The 14,819-nt window shown below is 42.5% G+C and carries 16 protein-coding genes and 1 riboswitch; of the genes, 5 read left to right on the top strand and 11 right to left on the bottom strand.

Annotated elements, in window-relative coordinates:
- Positions 1-43: 43 nt before the first annotated feature.
- The 5 genes from MKZ05_RS11185 to MKZ05_RS11205 all read right to left on the bottom strand — a co-directional run bounded on the left by MKZ05_RS11185 (position 44) and on the right by MKZ05_RS11205 (position 3,223).
- A complete protein-coding gene (locus tag MKZ05_RS11185) occupies positions 44-325 on the bottom strand; it encodes a YqhV family protein (protein ID WP_050943774.1) in 282 nt (93 codons plus the stop codon).
- A gap of 177 nt (positions 326-502) precedes the next feature.
- Positions 503-1,060, bottom strand: coding sequence for an elongation factor P (gene efp, locus MKZ05_RS11190; protein ID WP_003215497.1), 558 nt, complete (start codon positions 1,058-1,060; stop codon positions 503-505).
- A 25-nt stretch (positions 1,061-1,085) separates the two neighbouring features.
- Positions 1,086-2,150, bottom strand: coding sequence for a Xaa-Pro peptidase family protein (locus MKZ05_RS11195; protein ID WP_339162410.1), 1,065 nt, complete (start codon positions 2,148-2,150; stop codon positions 1,086-1,088).
- Positions 2,144-2,587, bottom strand: a complete 444-nt coding sequence (aroQ, locus tag MKZ05_RS11200) for a type II 3-dehydroquinate dehydratase (protein WP_003215787.1) — start codon at positions 2,585-2,587, stop codon at positions 2,144-2,146. The genes MKZ05_RS11195 and aroQ overlap by 7 nt, the downstream gene beginning before the upstream one ends.
- Positions 2,588-2,695: 108 nt before the next feature.
- A complete protein-coding gene (locus tag MKZ05_RS11205; protein ID WP_212045922.1) occupies positions 2,696-3,223 on the bottom strand; it encodes a YqhR family membrane protein in 528 nt (175 codons plus the stop codon).
- A 222-nt stretch (positions 3,224-3,445) separates the two neighbouring features.
- Here MKZ05_RS11205 and MKZ05_RS11210 point away from each other — a divergent pair, with 222 nt between their 5' ends.
- Both MKZ05_RS11210 and MKZ05_RS11215 read left to right on the top strand, forming a co-directional pair.
- The gene (locus MKZ05_RS11210) at positions 3,446-4,402 is read left to right on the top strand and encodes a DUF1385 domain-containing protein (RefSeq protein ID WP_339160140.1); all 957 of its coding nucleotides are present in this window, start codon (positions 3,446-3,448) and stop codon (positions 4,400-4,402) included.
- A gap of 38 nt (positions 4,403-4,440) precedes the next feature.
- Positions 4,441-4,836, top strand: coding sequence for an SA1362 family protein (locus MKZ05_RS11215; protein ID WP_003215754.1), 396 nt, complete (start codon positions 4,441-4,443; stop codon positions 4,834-4,836).
- On the opposite strand, the gene MKZ05_RS11220 is transcribed toward MKZ05_RS11215, so the two are convergent.
- From MKZ05_RS11220 to MKZ05_RS11230, 3 genes are all read right to left on the bottom strand, one after another.
- On the bottom strand, positions 4,833-5,708 hold the full coding sequence (locus MKZ05_RS11220) for a patatin-like phospholipase family protein (RefSeq protein ID WP_003215585.1): 876 nt from the start codon (positions 5,706-5,708) through the stop codon (positions 4,833-4,835). The two genes, MKZ05_RS11215 and MKZ05_RS11220, sit on opposite strands and share 4 nt — an antisense overlap.
- Before the next feature lie 103 nt (positions 5,709-5,811).
- Positions 5,812-6,246 carry a transcriptional regulator MntR gene (gene mntR, locus MKZ05_RS11225; protein WP_003215946.1) on the bottom strand — a complete coding sequence of 145 codons (435 nt, stop codon included), beginning with the start codon at positions 6,244-6,246 and terminating at the stop codon, positions 5,812-5,814.
- Between the two features lie 85 nt (positions 6,247-6,331).
- Positions 6,332-7,168 carry a biotin/lipoate A/B protein ligase family protein gene (locus tag MKZ05_RS11230; RefSeq protein WP_003216009.1) on the bottom strand — a complete coding sequence of 279 codons (837 nt, stop codon included), beginning with the start codon at positions 7,166-7,168 and terminating at the stop codon, positions 6,332-6,334.
- Positions 7,169-7,388: 220 nt separating this feature from the next.
- On the opposite strand from MKZ05_RS11230, the gene MKZ05_RS11235 reads away from it, so the two are divergent.
- Entirely contained in the window at positions 7,389-7,769 is a 381-nt protein-coding gene (locus MKZ05_RS11235; RefSeq protein WP_034620482.1) for a rhodanese-like domain-containing protein, read from the top strand.
- A gap of 44 nt (positions 7,770-7,813) precedes the next feature.
- Here MKZ05_RS11235 and gcvPB read toward each other — a convergent pair whose 3' ends face one another.
- From gcvPB to gcvT, 3 genes are read right to left on the bottom strand one after another with little or no spacing between them, the layout of a single operon-like run.
- Positions 7,814-9,271, bottom strand: a complete 1,458-nt coding sequence (gcvPB, locus tag MKZ05_RS11240; RefSeq protein ID WP_003216118.1) for an aminomethyl-transferring glycine dehydrogenase subunit GcvPB — start codon at positions 9,269-9,271, stop codon at positions 7,814-7,816.
- A complete protein-coding gene (gcvPA, locus tag MKZ05_RS11245; protein ID WP_212045917.1) occupies positions 9,264-10,610 on the bottom strand; it encodes an aminomethyl-transferring glycine dehydrogenase subunit GcvPA in 1,347 nt (448 codons plus the stop codon). The genes gcvPB and gcvPA overlap by 8 nt, the downstream gene beginning before the upstream one ends.
- A 16-nt stretch (positions 10,611-10,626) precedes the next feature.
- Entirely contained in the window at positions 10,627-11,724 is a 1,098-nt protein-coding gene (gcvT, locus tag MKZ05_RS11250; protein ID WP_212045916.1) for a glycine cleavage system aminomethyltransferase GcvT, read from the bottom strand.
- A gap of 204 nt (positions 11,725-11,928) precedes the next feature.
- Positions 11,929-12,036, bottom strand: a riboswitch (glycine riboswitch).
- Between the two features lie 250 nt (positions 12,037-12,286).
- On the opposite strand from gcvT, the gene MKZ05_RS11255 reads away from it, so the two are divergent.
- Complete coding sequence (locus tag MKZ05_RS11255) at positions 12,287-13,957, top strand: SNF2-related protein (RefSeq protein WP_212045915.1); 1,671 nt, start codon at positions 12,287-12,289, stop codon at positions 13,955-13,957.
- 14 nt (positions 13,958-13,971) lie between these two features.
- Complete coding sequence (locus MKZ05_RS11260) at positions 13,972-14,769, top strand: YqhG family protein (protein WP_003217448.1); 798 nt, start codon at positions 13,972-13,974, stop codon at positions 14,767-14,769.
- Positions 14,770-14,819: the final 50 nt, after the last annotated feature.

Genomic DNA, 14,819 nt, shown 5'->3' on the forward strand with positions numbered 1-14,819 from the left:
CTCTAAAATGTATGATGGGAGACGTTAATTATGCCAAGCCGTTTTACTTATAGATCCCAACAAGAATAAATACGACACCAATGAAAATAAAGACGAGCTTGGCATAGGATAACTGCCCTGCGATTTGATAGATTCCAATCGTCATTGTGATAATAAAAATGAGCGGCCCAATGATCGCCAATATACTATTGATGACAACCGCTTTTCGAACGTCATTTGTGACTAAAATGAGGATGGCGGCCGTCAGTTCAATCGCTGCCGATAAAAACCTCATGCCTGCCATCGCAGCGACTGATGGATGTAGACCTGGGAGAAATTGTTTCATATAGAACCTCCAGCTTTTTTTACACTATATGCTTGTCTAGCTGGAAGTAGTCTTGTTTTTCAGGAAGGAAAAGAGATGAATGAGAGAATTGAGAGAAGGCCTGCCTTTTGGGGAGTCTTACATGTTTTACAATAAAAAAAGACTGTAAACACGAGGTTTACAGTCTTTCTTCATTTATTACGCTCTTGACACGTATGAACCGTCTGATGTATTAATGACTAGTTTATCTCCTTGGTTCACAAAGAAAGGAACGTTGACGATTAAACCAGTTTCTGTTTTTGCAGGTTTTGATCCGCCTGATGTTGTGTCGCCTTTAATACCAGGCTCTGTTTCTACTACTTCTAGTTCTACCGTGTTTGGAAGTTCTACTCCAAGTGTTTCAGCACCGTACATCACAATATGAACCGACATATTTTCTAGCAAATATTTCAGCTCATCTTTAATTTGTGTTTCACTTAGTTCAAGCTGCTCATAAGAACTTGTATCCATGAAGACATGCTGGTCGCCATTTGCATACAAGTATTGCATTGTTTTTGTTTCGATTTGAGCTTTCGCTACTTTTTCGCCTGCACGGAATGTTTTTTCTTGAATAGCACCAGTACGCAGGTTACGCAGTTTCGAACGAACAAACGCTGCGCCTTTCCCTGGCTTTACGTGTTGGAAATCTACTACACGCCAAATACCGCCGTCCACTTCAATTGTCAGGCCTGTACGAAAATCGTTTACTGAAATCATTTTGTCATCCTCCTACATTTCACCATCATAATATGATAAGTTCTTTCGGTGAGTGGGTCAATCGTTTATTGCCGTCAGCTGTCAGGACAATATCATCCTCAATTCTCACGCCGCCGACATCCGGTAAGTAAATTCCCGGCTCAACTGTCACGACCATTCCTTTTTCTAAGACGACCTCTGATCGTGAGGAAAGGCCTGGCGCTTCATGCACTTCCATCCCTAGCCCGTGGCCAGTTGAATGCCCGAAGTATTGACCATAGCCATACTTTTCAATGATGTCACGTGTGATGCGATCAGCTTCTTTTCCTGTTAAGCCAGGCTTGATTCTATCCACACCAGCGTTTTCTGCTTCTAATACGATATGATAAATTTCCTTTAGCTTATCGCTCGGTGTGCCAACAGCGATCGTTCTTGTCATATCAGAGCAATATCCTTTATAGTAAGCACCGAAATCGAGTGTGACTAAATCACCAGATTCAATCACCTTTTCACTCGCTCTTCCGTGCGGCAGGCTTGAACGAACACCTGAGGCGACAATCATATCGAATGAAGATCCTTCAGCGCCTTCTTTTCTCATGAAAAATTCAAGCTCGTTCATGACAGCAATTTCCGTCAAGCCCGGCTTGATGTAAGTGAGAATATGATCAAAGGCGTGATCTGCAATCTTCGCAGCTTCCTCTAATATCTTAATCTCTTCACTAGACTTAATCAAGCGCAACTTTTCAACTGATTCTGAGACCGGAACAAGCTCAATATCACCTGCTTTACCTGCATACTGCTGGTAAGTGGCAAATGTCATATGGTTTTGTTCAAACCCAAGGCGTTTGATCCCAAATTCCTTTGCCGTTTGAGCTGCGGTTTCTACGATGTTTCCTTTATGATCAATAATGTCGAAGCCTTTTACTTGGTCCTTCGCTTGCTCTGTATAACGGAAATCCGTGATAAAAGCTGCCCGGTCCTTTGAAACAACGGCGAGACCGGCTGAGCCAGTAAAGCTGGTCATGTACTGTAAATTAAAGCTGCTCGTAATGACTAGACCATCGATCTCTAATTCAGATAAAAGTGTTCTTAACTTTTCAAGTTTCATGATACTGCTCCCCCTTCACTCACTAAATAACGAATCGCCAATTTATACCCTTCTAAACCAAGACCAACGATTTGCCCTTGGCATACTGGAGCAAGTACAGAATGATGGCGGAATTCCTCTCTCTTATGAACGTTTGAGATATGTACTTCAACGACGGATAAAGAAATACTTGCAATGGCATCTCTCAGGGCATAGCTGTAGTGTGTAAAAGCCCCCGGGTTAAACACGACTCCATCGTACTGGTCTTCTGCTTCGTGGAGCGCATCAATCAAATCTCCTTCGTGATTTGATTGAAAGAACGTTAACTGGATATTGGCTCTTTCTGCAAACTGGAACAAATCTGTCTCTAAATCTGTCAGCGTCTTACTTCCGTAAACAGCCGGCTCTCTTTTGCCAAGCCTATTTAAATTGGGCCCATTCAGTACAAGAAAATGAGGCATACAACCACTCCTTCACCCTAATTCAATCTATATCGAGATCTGTTTCTTTTTCCTTAGAAACCTTTCGTTTCCAAAAATATTTTATCATATGAATAGGTGATTTACACTTTATTCTGTCTTTTTCCCGAGTGCCCTCGCAAGCTTTTGACTCGTTAATTCATTATATTCAAACGAAATACTGTATCCGACAAACATACCGTATAAAATATATAGGCAAAATGTCGTGACGATGGTGCTTTGCTGCAAATCCTGGACTTGCTTTACATCTGGGAAAATGGGATTAAATACGTAAAAAACGAGCAGCCATAAAAGCGCGCCATATATCAGCCCCATCCAATAGCCTTTGATCCGTTTCAAAAGCCCATAATAAATAAAGGCTGCTCCGATCGATAAAACCCCTAAAAGCACAATGCTGATAAAAGTACCAAGTCCGCCCTTTTTCCACTCTCCGAGCACAAAAGGCTGAAGGAGCATATTGGGACTCACCTCTGAGAAATGAAACATATGGGTCAGAAACCCGATAAAGCCCCAAAAAACACCGCCAACAAAGCCTGTCGCAGCTGCTCTTGCCAATAGCGATGACGTTTGTACAGACTGATTGTTCTCTTCTTGGTTTTTCTTTTCATCACGTTTCATTTGTGAACACCTCCAGCAAGTAGTATGTCCAAAATGTCATAAAAAAAAGGATTTCCATCCGTGAGTGTAAAATTTTTATAACAGGGTATACTGGCTAAAAAGAGGTAGATAGAATTCTAGTAGATAATCGACCTGTGCGCTAGTGATTTCCCCTCATTTCCTGTACAATAAAGGTATAAGGAAATGCATGTAAATTACAGGAAACAGGCAGGTTGATGAAATATGTCCAATCAAACAAAACCTCCAGCATATGGAGGGCAGGCAGTTGTCGAAGGTGTCATGTTCGGAGGTAAAAAGAACTATGTGACAGCGATTCGGCGTAAGGATCAGTCCATTGAGTTTTTAAAGCTTCCCCGGACCTCCAATAAACGAACCGCCTTTCTCAAGAAAATCCCCTTTGTCAGGGGTGTTGCTGCACTTGTTGAAGCAAGCGCAAATGGCAGTAAGCACTTGAACTTCTCCAGCGAGCGCTATGACTTAGATCCTTCAGAAGATCATACTCTTGAAAAAGAACAAAAAAGCTCGAAATTATCTATGATTTTCGGCATTGCTGTGATCGGAGTTCTCTCTCTTCTCTTTAGTAAATTTGTCTTTACCCTAGTACCTGTCTTTTTAGCTGAACTTGTGCGGCCCGTCTTTTCAGGGAATTTCGCACAAATCGCAGTGGAAACATTCTTTAAACTGGTCCTGTTATTAGGCTATATTTACTTTATTTCCATGACCCCTTTAATTAAAAGGGTATTTCAATATCATGGCGCAGAACATAAAGTCATAAACTGCTATGAACAGAATCTTGACATCACAGTGGAAAATGTCCAAAAACAATCACGGCTTCATTATCGATGCGGTAGCAGCTTTATTTTATTCACTGTCATTGTCGGAATGTTCGTCTATTTACTCGTACCGACAGATCCTTTATGGGTGAGAGTTCTGAATCGCTTGGCGCTCATTCCGGTTGTTCTCGGCATTTCATTTGAAGTGCTTCAGCTTACGAACAAACTCCGAGGAGTGCCTGTGCTGAAAGCGCTTGGCTATCCTGGCCTTTGGCTGCAATTGCTCACAACAAAAGAACCCTCTGACGATCAAGTCGAGGTAGCCATTGCAAGTTTTAATGAACTTCTTCGTTTAGAGGAAGCGTCTCTGAAACAAGCGTCAGATTCTGCTCATCAAGTGATCTAACTTATAAATCCGGTAAATTCCTTCGGAGGTGGACAGTTATGAATCGCCGAGTACATCCTGCTTTTACCATTATTTTCGCTTTAGGTGTTTTGGGATTTGTGTATTTACTCACAACGAATCCAGGCAGACTTTTTACAATGCTGCTATCAGTTGTGATCATTGGAGCGGTTATGTTTTTCCTATTTAGATGGCTGATGAATCGAAGAACTGGAACAGAAGGCAATCTTTATCGTAAAGCAGTCAAACAATCAAAACGTCGCTACCAGCAGCCTAAACCAAAAACGAAAAGCCAGATGAAAAATCGGGTCACTCATTTGCGAAGCGTGCCGACTGACCACAAGTCTAAGCCCGTCCTTCTCAAAAAGAAAAGCCAAACACAGTTAACTGTGATTGAAGGCAAGAAAAACAAAAAGAAGAATCGCGCTTTGTTTTAAAATGTCCAGCTTTTTAAAAATTGCTCGGCCTTCTGTCTACCTAGATCGACGAGCGCCTTTTTCTTTTCTGTCATCAGCTGAAAATCAGTGGCAATGACGTGTTCCACTGGAATAAAAATAACATGACGTTCGTGTTTTGTGGCAATGTGTCTTTCGTCATGAGCACCACGCATCGTTTCAAAAAGAGCGCCAAACAGTTCAAACGCATTGCGGATGGAGTGTTGAGGGCGTTCTTTTTCGTTTGGGGTTAATGTGACACCGACGAATGGTCTTTTTTTCTCTTCGGCAAACAACCAAATTGGAAAATTGCTAAGCACGCCTCCATCCACAATGGTACAAATGCCTTTTGATGACTTTAGTTTGACAGGCTCGAAAAAATACGGCAGACTGCAACTCATCCGGATTGCCCTTGCAACAGAAAAGCGCTCTGGATTTAAGCCGTATGAAGGAAGGTCGTCTGGCAGAACGAGGATTTTCCCATTTGTTAAATCAGAGGCAACAATTTTCAGCGAATCTTTTTTGAGATCCCCAAATACGGTGACCCCCTTTCGTTTCAACACATCTGTCAGCCATTTTTCCAGCCGGTCGCCTTTGTACAGACCGAGGCGCCAGTAAATGGAGACCCACCTAAGCATTTTAAACGGAATGAATTGACATCTCCTATCAAGCAAGTGATGTTCATCCATTTCATCTAAAAGCTCCCGAATCTCCTGACTTGTAAAGCCTGCTGCGATGAGTGAAGCAATGATCGCTCCAGCACTTGTACCAGCAAGGCGGACAAATTGATATCCTCTTGCTTCAAGCGCTTCATAGGCACCCGCAAGTGCTGCCCCTTTAATGCCTCCACCTGAGAACACACCATCTATCTTCATCAAGGAGCCCCCTTTGATATCACGCTATTAATAGTGTAAGAGCATATGCTTTCAATTAGAACTTTAATCAAAAAGGACACCCTCAGCATGGGTGTCCTTTTTCTTAAGATTCTTGATTTGTTTGTTCGTTTTTCTTTTGAATCGCTTTCAGCTGAACAGATCGCTCGTCGTTTTCTTCAAAGAATTGAACGAGATCGCCGATGCGGTCAATGCTGTTCCAGCTGAGATGATGTTCAATGCCTTCTACATCATCATAAATTTTCTCTTCGTCTACACCAATGATTCTTAAAAATTGCTCTAGCAGTTCATGTCTGTATACGAGACGTTTTCCAATTTTTTTGCCTTTCGGGGTTAAAATTAGACCACGATACTTCTCATAAATGAGGTATTCATCTTTATCTAGCTTCTGAACCATTTTTGTTACAGAGGAGGGATGGACAGCGAGTGCTTCTGCAATATCAGAGACTCTGGCATATCCTTTTTCTTCTATCAGCATATATATTTGTTCAATGTAATCTTCCATACTAGGTGTAGTCATAAAACCCCTCCATAATGCACCTTTACTTAATAATCATAACAATTCTACACCATCGCCCTTTAAAAAACAAGGAGTGTCCTTTGTCCTAACGCTTGTAATTCCACTCGTCTGAGGCATATTTCGTTTTGGCAAGATGGTGGACAAATGCTAACTCTTCATCTGTCAGCTCATAAGGCACAAGCTCAATATTTAATCCTTTTTCAAATCCTCGTTTAAACGCCACACGCGCATCGTCTATTGTACAAGTTCGGTCTGAGATTTCATTGATGGCGACCGCTTTGTTTTTAAAGCTTCTCTGCATCCGCTCTCTCACACGGTCGTTTGGATAAAGAAATAAATCGAACAGTTTGTCCTCATCAAGGTCAATTAAGATGGAGCCGTGCTGGAGGATCACTCCTTTTTGTCTCGTTTGAGCACTGCCTGCTACCTTTCTGCCTTCTACGACAAGCTCGTACCAGGAAGGGGCATCAAAGCATACAGACGATCTTGGATTTTTTAAGCTTTCTTTTTCTTTATCTGTTCGAGGAATGGCAAAATACGCATCGAGTCCCAGTTCTTTAAAGCCCTCTAAAATGCCTTCTGAAATGACGCGGTACGCCTCTGTCACCGTCGCCGGCATTTCTGGATGTTCCTCTGACACAATCACGCTGTAGGTCAGCTCCTGATCATGAAGAACCCCCCGCCCTCCAGTTGGTCTGCGGACAAACCCAAGGCCATAGCGCTCGACTGCTTCCATGTTAATTTCTTTTTCAACATGCTGAAAATACCCAACAGACAATGTCGCAGGATTCCATCCATAAAAGCGGATGACAGGCGGGATCAGCTTCTCACTATGCCAATAAAGCAAGGCTTCATCCATTGCCATGTTAAAGGCAGGGTCTTGATTTCCTGTATCAATGAAACACCATTTCTCTTTTTGCATATAAAAATCCCTTCTCTTTTACGTAGTCAATGTTAGATGATGGTCATGACCACCGATATTCTCTCTCCATCAGTCTATCAAATAGGGAACGAATTGAAAATAATTCTTACCATTTATGATGACAAGTTTCTTTTGCTTTACTATAATAGTATTTGTCTAAAACATACCATCAGACAGGCCACTGTGCTGATGCTCAAGAAGGAGTCGAGTTGTATTGTCAATGTTCAACTATATCGTCCTCTCACTTTGTGGACTTTTCGTTCTTTATTCTGTCGGCAGCTACATTTATCAGCAGCGTATTATGAAAACGCTGACGGAAGAAGAATTTATTAAAGGTTACCGCAAAGCTCAACTCATTGATGTGAGAGAGCCAAATGAGTTTGATGGCGGACATATTTTAGGGGCAAGAAACATCCCCCTTTCCCAGCTAAAGCAGCGCAAAAATGAAATTCGTCCTGACAAGCCTGTTTATCTTTATTGCCAAAACAATTTGAGAAGCGGAAAAGCAGCGCAAACTTTACGTAAAAACGGCTGTCGTGAGATTTATAATTTAAAAGGCGGCTTTAAAAAATGGGGCGGCCGCATCAAAACGAAGAACTAACAAAAAAGACTCTGGGAGCATGATCCCCCCTGAGTCTTTTTTCTTTATCTTTCAAAAACGAGAACTGGATTCCGGGCAGCCTTTGTTTCGTCCATTCGTTTGACGACCGTTGTATGCGGCGCTTCCTGCACGACTTCTGGATTCTCTTCCGCTTCTTTTGCAATCTGAATCATCGCTTCGATAAAGGCATCAAGTGTTTCTTTTGATTCTGTTTCAGTTGGTTCAATCATGATGCATTCCTCTACATTGAGCGGGAAGTAGATCGTTGGCGGATGATAGCCAAAATCAAGTAATCGCTTGGCAATATCCAGTGTGCGCACACCTAATTTTTTCTGACGTTTACCTGAAAGGACAAATTCATGCTTACAGTGACGGTCAAATGGCAAATCGAAATGAGTACTTAAGCGGCGCATCATATAGTTCGCATTTAACACGGCATTATCAGTGACAGCCTTTAAGCCGTCTGGGCCCATAGAGCGAATATACGCATATGCTCTGACGTTAATGCCGAAGTTACCATAGAACGGCTTCACTCTGCCAATTGATTCTGGTCGATCATCATCGAAGTAAAAGCGGCCTTCTTTTTTCACAAGCACCGGCTTTGGCAAGTACGGGATCAAATCCTTTTTTACGCCTACAGGACCTGAACCAGGGCCTCCGCCTCCATGTGGACCTGTAAAGGTTTTATGAAGATTTAAGTGAACGACATCAAATCCCATATCCCCCGGTCTTGCTCTGCTCAAAACGGCATTCAAGTTCGCTCCATCATAATAAAGCTTGCCACCAGCTCCGTGAACGACTTCAGCCATTTCTAAAATATTTTCTTCGAATAGGCCGAGTGTATTCGGATTCGTCAGCATTAAAGCCGCAGTTTCTTCATTGACAACACGGCGCAGGTCCTCTAAATCAACAAGCCCATTCTCATCAGATGCGACGGTAATGGTTTCAAACCCAGCCACTGTCGCAGATGCTGGGTTCGTTCCATGAGCAGAATCCGGCACAATGACTTTTGTTCGTTTATGATCTCCTCTTGCTTCATGGTACGCACGGATCATCATGAGCCCTGTCCATTCCCCGTGTGCTCCTGCCGCAGGCTGTAATGTCACAGCGTCCATCCCCGTAATTTCTTCAAGATGATCACCTAGATCATACAGCAATTCTAATGCTCCCTGCACAGTGTCTGCCTCTTGTAGTGGATGGACTTGCGCGAAGCCTGCAAGGCGTGCAACCTTTTCATTAATCTTTGGATTATATTTCATTGTACAAGAGCCAAGAGGATAAAATCCGGAATCGACCCCGTGATTACGTCTTGATAATGCTGTATAATGACGCATAATATCAAGCTCAGATACTTCAGGAAGCTCAGCATCATCATGACGGATATACGTGTCATCAAATAAAGCTGGGATCTCCTGTTCAGGTACATCTAAATCAGGCAGGCTATAACCAATTCTTCCTTCTTTGGATAATTCAAAAATAAGCGGCTGATCTTGTTTATTCATGGCGATCCCCCAATTCCTTCATGAACGTATCAATTTCTTCTTTTGTTCTTAGCTCTGTCACGGCGACAAGCATGTGATGTTGAAGCTCTGAGTAGTCTCTCCCTAAGTCATAGCCGCCGATGATTCCTTTTTCAAGCAATCGTTTATTGGCTTCTTTTACAGGTTCTTGTAATTTGATTACAAATTCATTGAAATGGGCCCCTTCTACATCAGCAAGCAGTCCATATGCTTTTGCCTTCGTCTTCGCATAGTGGGCTTTTTGTACGTTTTGATAGGCAATGTCTTTGATGCCTGTTTTTCCGAGTGCTGTCATGGCAACGGAAGCGGCTAATGCATTTAATGCCTGATTCGAACAAATATTAGACGTCGCTTTATCTCTCCGAATATGCTGCTCACGCGCTTGAAGGGTTAGTACAAACCCACGAACACCATTTTCGTCTTCTGTCTGCCCAACTAAACGACCTGGCACTTTTCGCATCAACTTTTTCGTCACAGCAAAATATCCGCAATGCGGCCCGCCAAACGCTGCTGGAATACCAAACGGCTGCGCATCACCAACGACAATGTCTGCTCCAAGTTTTCCTGGCGGCGTCAGTAACCCGAGTGCAAGTGGATTACTAGAGACAACGAACAAACTTTTCCCTTGATGGGCAATAGGTTCAATGTCTTTTAACGGTTCGACGACACCAAAAAAGTTTGGATATTGCACAAGAACTGCTGCTGTATCTTCGCAGACAGCCTTTTCTAATGCTGCTAGGTCCGTCTGCCCTTTTTTCGCAGGCACTTCAACAACTTCGATGTGCTGTCCTTTGGCATATGTTTTTAGCACGACTCTTGCTTCAGGGTGAACCGTTTCAGAAACAACCACTTTTTTCTTTTTTGTATGCCCAGCAGCTAGCATTGCCGCTTCAGCTAATGCTGTCCCGCCATCATACATCGAGGAGTTAGCAAGATCCATACCCGTCAGCTCAGCAATCATTGTTTGAAATTCAAAAATGGCTTGTAGTTCACCTTGCGAAATCTCCGGCTGATAAGGTGTGTATGCTGTATAAAATTCAGAACGTGAGATGACATGATCCACAATGACAGGCTGGTAATGATCATATACACCGGCACCAAGAAACGATGCATAGGAGACCGTATCTTTATTCTTTGCAGCTAATCGGGATAATTCCCTTACAAGCTCTGTTTCAGATGCGGCTGCTTTAATGTTGTATGCTCCTTTAAATCTCACTTTTTCTGGGATATCTGAAAAAAGCTCATCAATCGACTGAACGCCGATGACATCCAGCATTTCTTTTTGATCTTGCTCGGTTTGCGGCAAATACCTATGCTTCATCCTCTATTCCCCCTCGTTATTTGGCTCTTTTATAAAATGGTGTTGCGACGATTTTCGCTTTTAGACGTTTTTTGCGAACTTGTACTTCTATCTCTGTTCCAAGCTGCGCCTGAGCAGATTCAATTAAAGCAAGCCCGACATTTTTCTTTAATGTTGGGGACTGTGTGCCCGTTGTGACTACCCCAATCTGCTTTTCTCCTGAAAAGACCGGATAGTCTGTGCGCGGAATCCCTTTATCTATCATTTCAATGCCGACAAGCTTTCGCTTCGGCCTTTCTTCTTTTTGCTTCTTGAGCGCTTCCTTGCCAATAAAATTGGCTTCTTTATCCGTTTTGACAGCAAAGCCAATCCCGCCTTCTAATGGAGAGATATCCTTTGATAGCTCCTGCCCATAAAGCGGAAGTCTTGCTTCAAATCTCAAGGTGTCACGTGCACCGAGCCCGCACGGTATTAATCCTTTTGATGCGCCTGCTTTTAATAAAGCCGACCAAATGTGGACCGCATCTTCTGACTGGCAGTAGATTTCAAAGCCATCTTCTCCTGTGTAGCCAGTTCTTGAAACAAGCACCTCTTTTTGAGCAACCACAGCTTTTGATAAAAATGTAAACGGCTTAAGCGATGTCACTTCTTCATCCGCCACATCTTTCATGATGTCAGCGGCAAGAGGTCCTTGAAGGGCTAGCAAAGCGATTTGATCAGAGACATTTTGGATCAATACGTCGTTCTCACCTTGATGCTGAAGCAGCCACTCCACATCTTTTTCAATATTTGATGCATTAATGACAAGCAAATAATCGTTCTTTTCTTTTTGGTAGACGAGCAGATCATCCACTGTCCCGCCATCTTCATAGCACATGGCTGTATATAGTGCCTTGCCGTCTGTCAGCTTAGACACATCATTGGTTAATAACCTTTGTAAAAAAGGAAGGGCATCTTGACCTTTGATTTCCACCTCACCCATGTGAGACACATCAAAAAGCCCTGCCTTTGTTCGAACAGCTTCGTGCTCTTCTTTAATGGAAGAAAATTGGACAGGTAATTCCCAGCCCCCGAAGTCAATGGTTTTTGCGCCAAACGTTTCATACGCATGAAAAAGCGGTGTTCGTTTCAACATCAATCGTTTCCCCCTTTTTTCTTTCAGTGCAGATCACAAGCTGAATTTTCAGAAAAAAATCACAGCAAAAAAGGACAGAGCGCTCCCTTTTATCAAAAAGAAGTCTCTGTCCTTGCACCTGAAAGTTTACAGCACAACATCATTGTGCGTTTTCCCCTTTGGTGGTTTGCTAAAAAAACGATGAGCAAACACTCTCCAGAGTTGCGTCCGGTAAGAGTACTTTTGCCTGAGAGATTCACTGAAACGATTCAGCTTGCTCCTTCGGCGCCTGCCAGTGCTAAATAACCGCCAAGTCTCTCCCCATACCATCATCCGCTCATATTCTTCACATTTATTGGACATACTATCAAAATGGGTGACTTATTTGCTAGATCACTTACCAACATCCTACCATTAGAAACGGATGAAGAGCAACAGAAAAATCATTAACATTTTTTAAATAACCATTCATTATCGTTCGCTTTTATTCAAATATCTAGTCTTTTCAAGACCTCTTAAAAAATGAAGCGTTTAAATACAGAACAATTTTATCCTCAACCTACTAGAAAGGCAGGCGACCACATTGAATATTCAAACGATTTTTGATCAAGAATGGGCAAGTGAATTTCAGCAGCGGCTTGCAGCAGACGGCCCCTGGGCGAACTGGGAAATGTACCGTTTAGCGACGCAGGTCCAAAAAGTCACAGCCATTGATTCATTTGAAGGACTGCAAGCTCCTGCCCATCTGCCTGCATTCACGCCTTTAAAACATCAGCTTGAAGTAGCCAGAAGAGTCGTAGAAGAGATGAACGGAAAAGCCATTTTAGCAGATGAAGTGGGACTTGGAAAAACCGTAGAAGCAGGACTTATTATCAAAGAATACATGATTCGTGGACTTGCCAAAAAAATTCTCATACTCGTCCCCGCCTCTCTCGTATCTCAATGGGTACAGGAGCTGCGGACGAAATTTTATATTGATGCTGTCGAACAAAAAAAGAGCTATGTGTGGGAGCAGTGTGACGTCGTGGTTTCCTCCATTGATACAGCCAAAAGACAGCCGCATCGAGACACTATTTTATCCATTGCCTACGATATGGTCATTATTGATGAAGCACACAAACTGAAAAACAATAAAACGAAAAACTATGAATTTGTGAGAAATCTAAATAAGAAATTCTGCTTGCTGCTGACAGCGACGCCTATCCAAAACCGTATTGGAGAAATATTTAATCTTGTCTCCCTTCTGAAGCCAGGTCACCTAGGGAATGAACATCAGTTTAAAGATGTCTTTGCCAAAAAGGATTTACAGTTAGAAGACCATGACCGTTTAAAACAGCTTGTGAATAAAGTGATGATTCGTAACCGAAGGCAAGACACGGGCATCGAGTGGACAAAACGGCATGTCAAAACGATTTCCATTGATTTCTCTCCGACGGAACAAGCATTATATGATGAAATCTGCAAGCTGAAAGAGAACCCGTCCTATACTAAACATATGTTTTCCATCATGACCTTGGAACGAGAATGCTGTTCAAGCCGCGAGGCGGTCTATATGACAATTAAAAAAATGCAGGAAGATGAAAAACATATCCTTGGATCTTCTGCTATAGCGGAAATTATGGAGAAAATCAATCAAGTGCAGCAAAACACAAAGGCGCTTGAAGTCGTTAGGCTTATTCAACAGTTAAATGAAAAAGTCATTATTTTCACCGAATACCGCGCGACACAAATTTATTTACAATGGTTTCTTCAGCAAAATGGCATCAGCTCCGTTCCTTTTCGGGGCGGCTTTAAGCGGGGCAAAAAGGATTGGATGAAAGATTTATTTAGAGAACGGGCGCAAGTGTTAATTGCTACAGAAGCCGGGGGCGAGGGAATCAACCTTCAGTTTTGTAACCAAATCATCAACTACGATCTTCCGTGGAACCCGATGCGTTTAGAACAGCGGATTGGACGAATCCACCGCCTTGGACAAGAGCGAGATGTCCACATTTACAATATGGCAACTAACGGTACCGTTGAGGAACACATCTTAAAGCTTTTATATGAAAAAATTCAGCTGTTTGAAAACGTCATTGGCGATCTAGATGATATTTTAACGCGAATCGATATCAAAGATGCCGAATCAGAACTGCATCAGATTCTCTTTCAGCACGAATCAGACGGTGACATGAAAAAGAAATTAACTCAGTTTGCTTCCTATTTAACAGAAGCAAAAACACCGCTTTTAGAAAAAAGACAGCAAGGCTCATAAAGGAGAGTTGATCAATGAAGCAGCGTGACATACATACCTTTCTTCTCCGTTTCTTTCAGGCAAATCAATGCGACATACTAGAAGAAAGTGCTGGACATATGACCGTACAACTAACCATCGATATGGATAAATTGATTATGAACCGCCCTTTTTATTGGCACTGGCTTGAAAAAACTGGTGGTGTTCCGGAGCCGCGGCAATTGACCCTCATCACCGATCAAAAAAAAGTGGATGATACCATTGAGGGTGAATTTATCCACTTCGGCTCCCCTCGTTTATTTCAAATTTTCGAAGCTGTCAAACAGCAGGGCCGATTTATCCGTCTCTATGAACGAGTCACCCCTCTCATGGCCAACCAGATCGCACTCGAGCCCTGGCTTGGTCTCAATGTGAAAATTTCTTATCTCGCAGATCGAAAGAAGGATAAGCTTTTATCACTAGGACTTCATCTAATACGCGGAGAAGTCGTTGAACAATTTCAAGAAAAGCTGGAAACCCGTGAGCTGTCATCTCAAATTCCCGATTACTGCTTTACGATGAGTACAATGATCAAGCCAGAAAGCGGCGTCAAACGGCTCTACAGTTTAATGGAGCATTACGCCCATGAGGAACCAGATGATTGGGCGGTAAGAGCTGTTCAAAAATGGAAAGAAGACACTGAACTTTTAAACCAATTTTATGAAGGGACTTCAGACACGTCTGTAGAATATGAAATAGAAAGACAAGCACTCAAAACTTTATACGAACCAAAAATCAGTCTAACGATTGAAAATGGCGGACTTTTTTACTTACAGCAAAAAAGAGGAGGTTGACCTATAGGTCCCCTCCCTTTCATGTGACGTACAATTTTCGATCAGCCAAA

It is taken from the genome of Bacillus sp. FSL M8-0277 (assembly GCF_037975305.1).
In the GTDB taxonomy this organism is placed as follows: domain Bacteria; phylum Bacillota; class Bacilli; order Bacillales; family Bacillaceae; genus Bacillus; species Bacillus pumilus.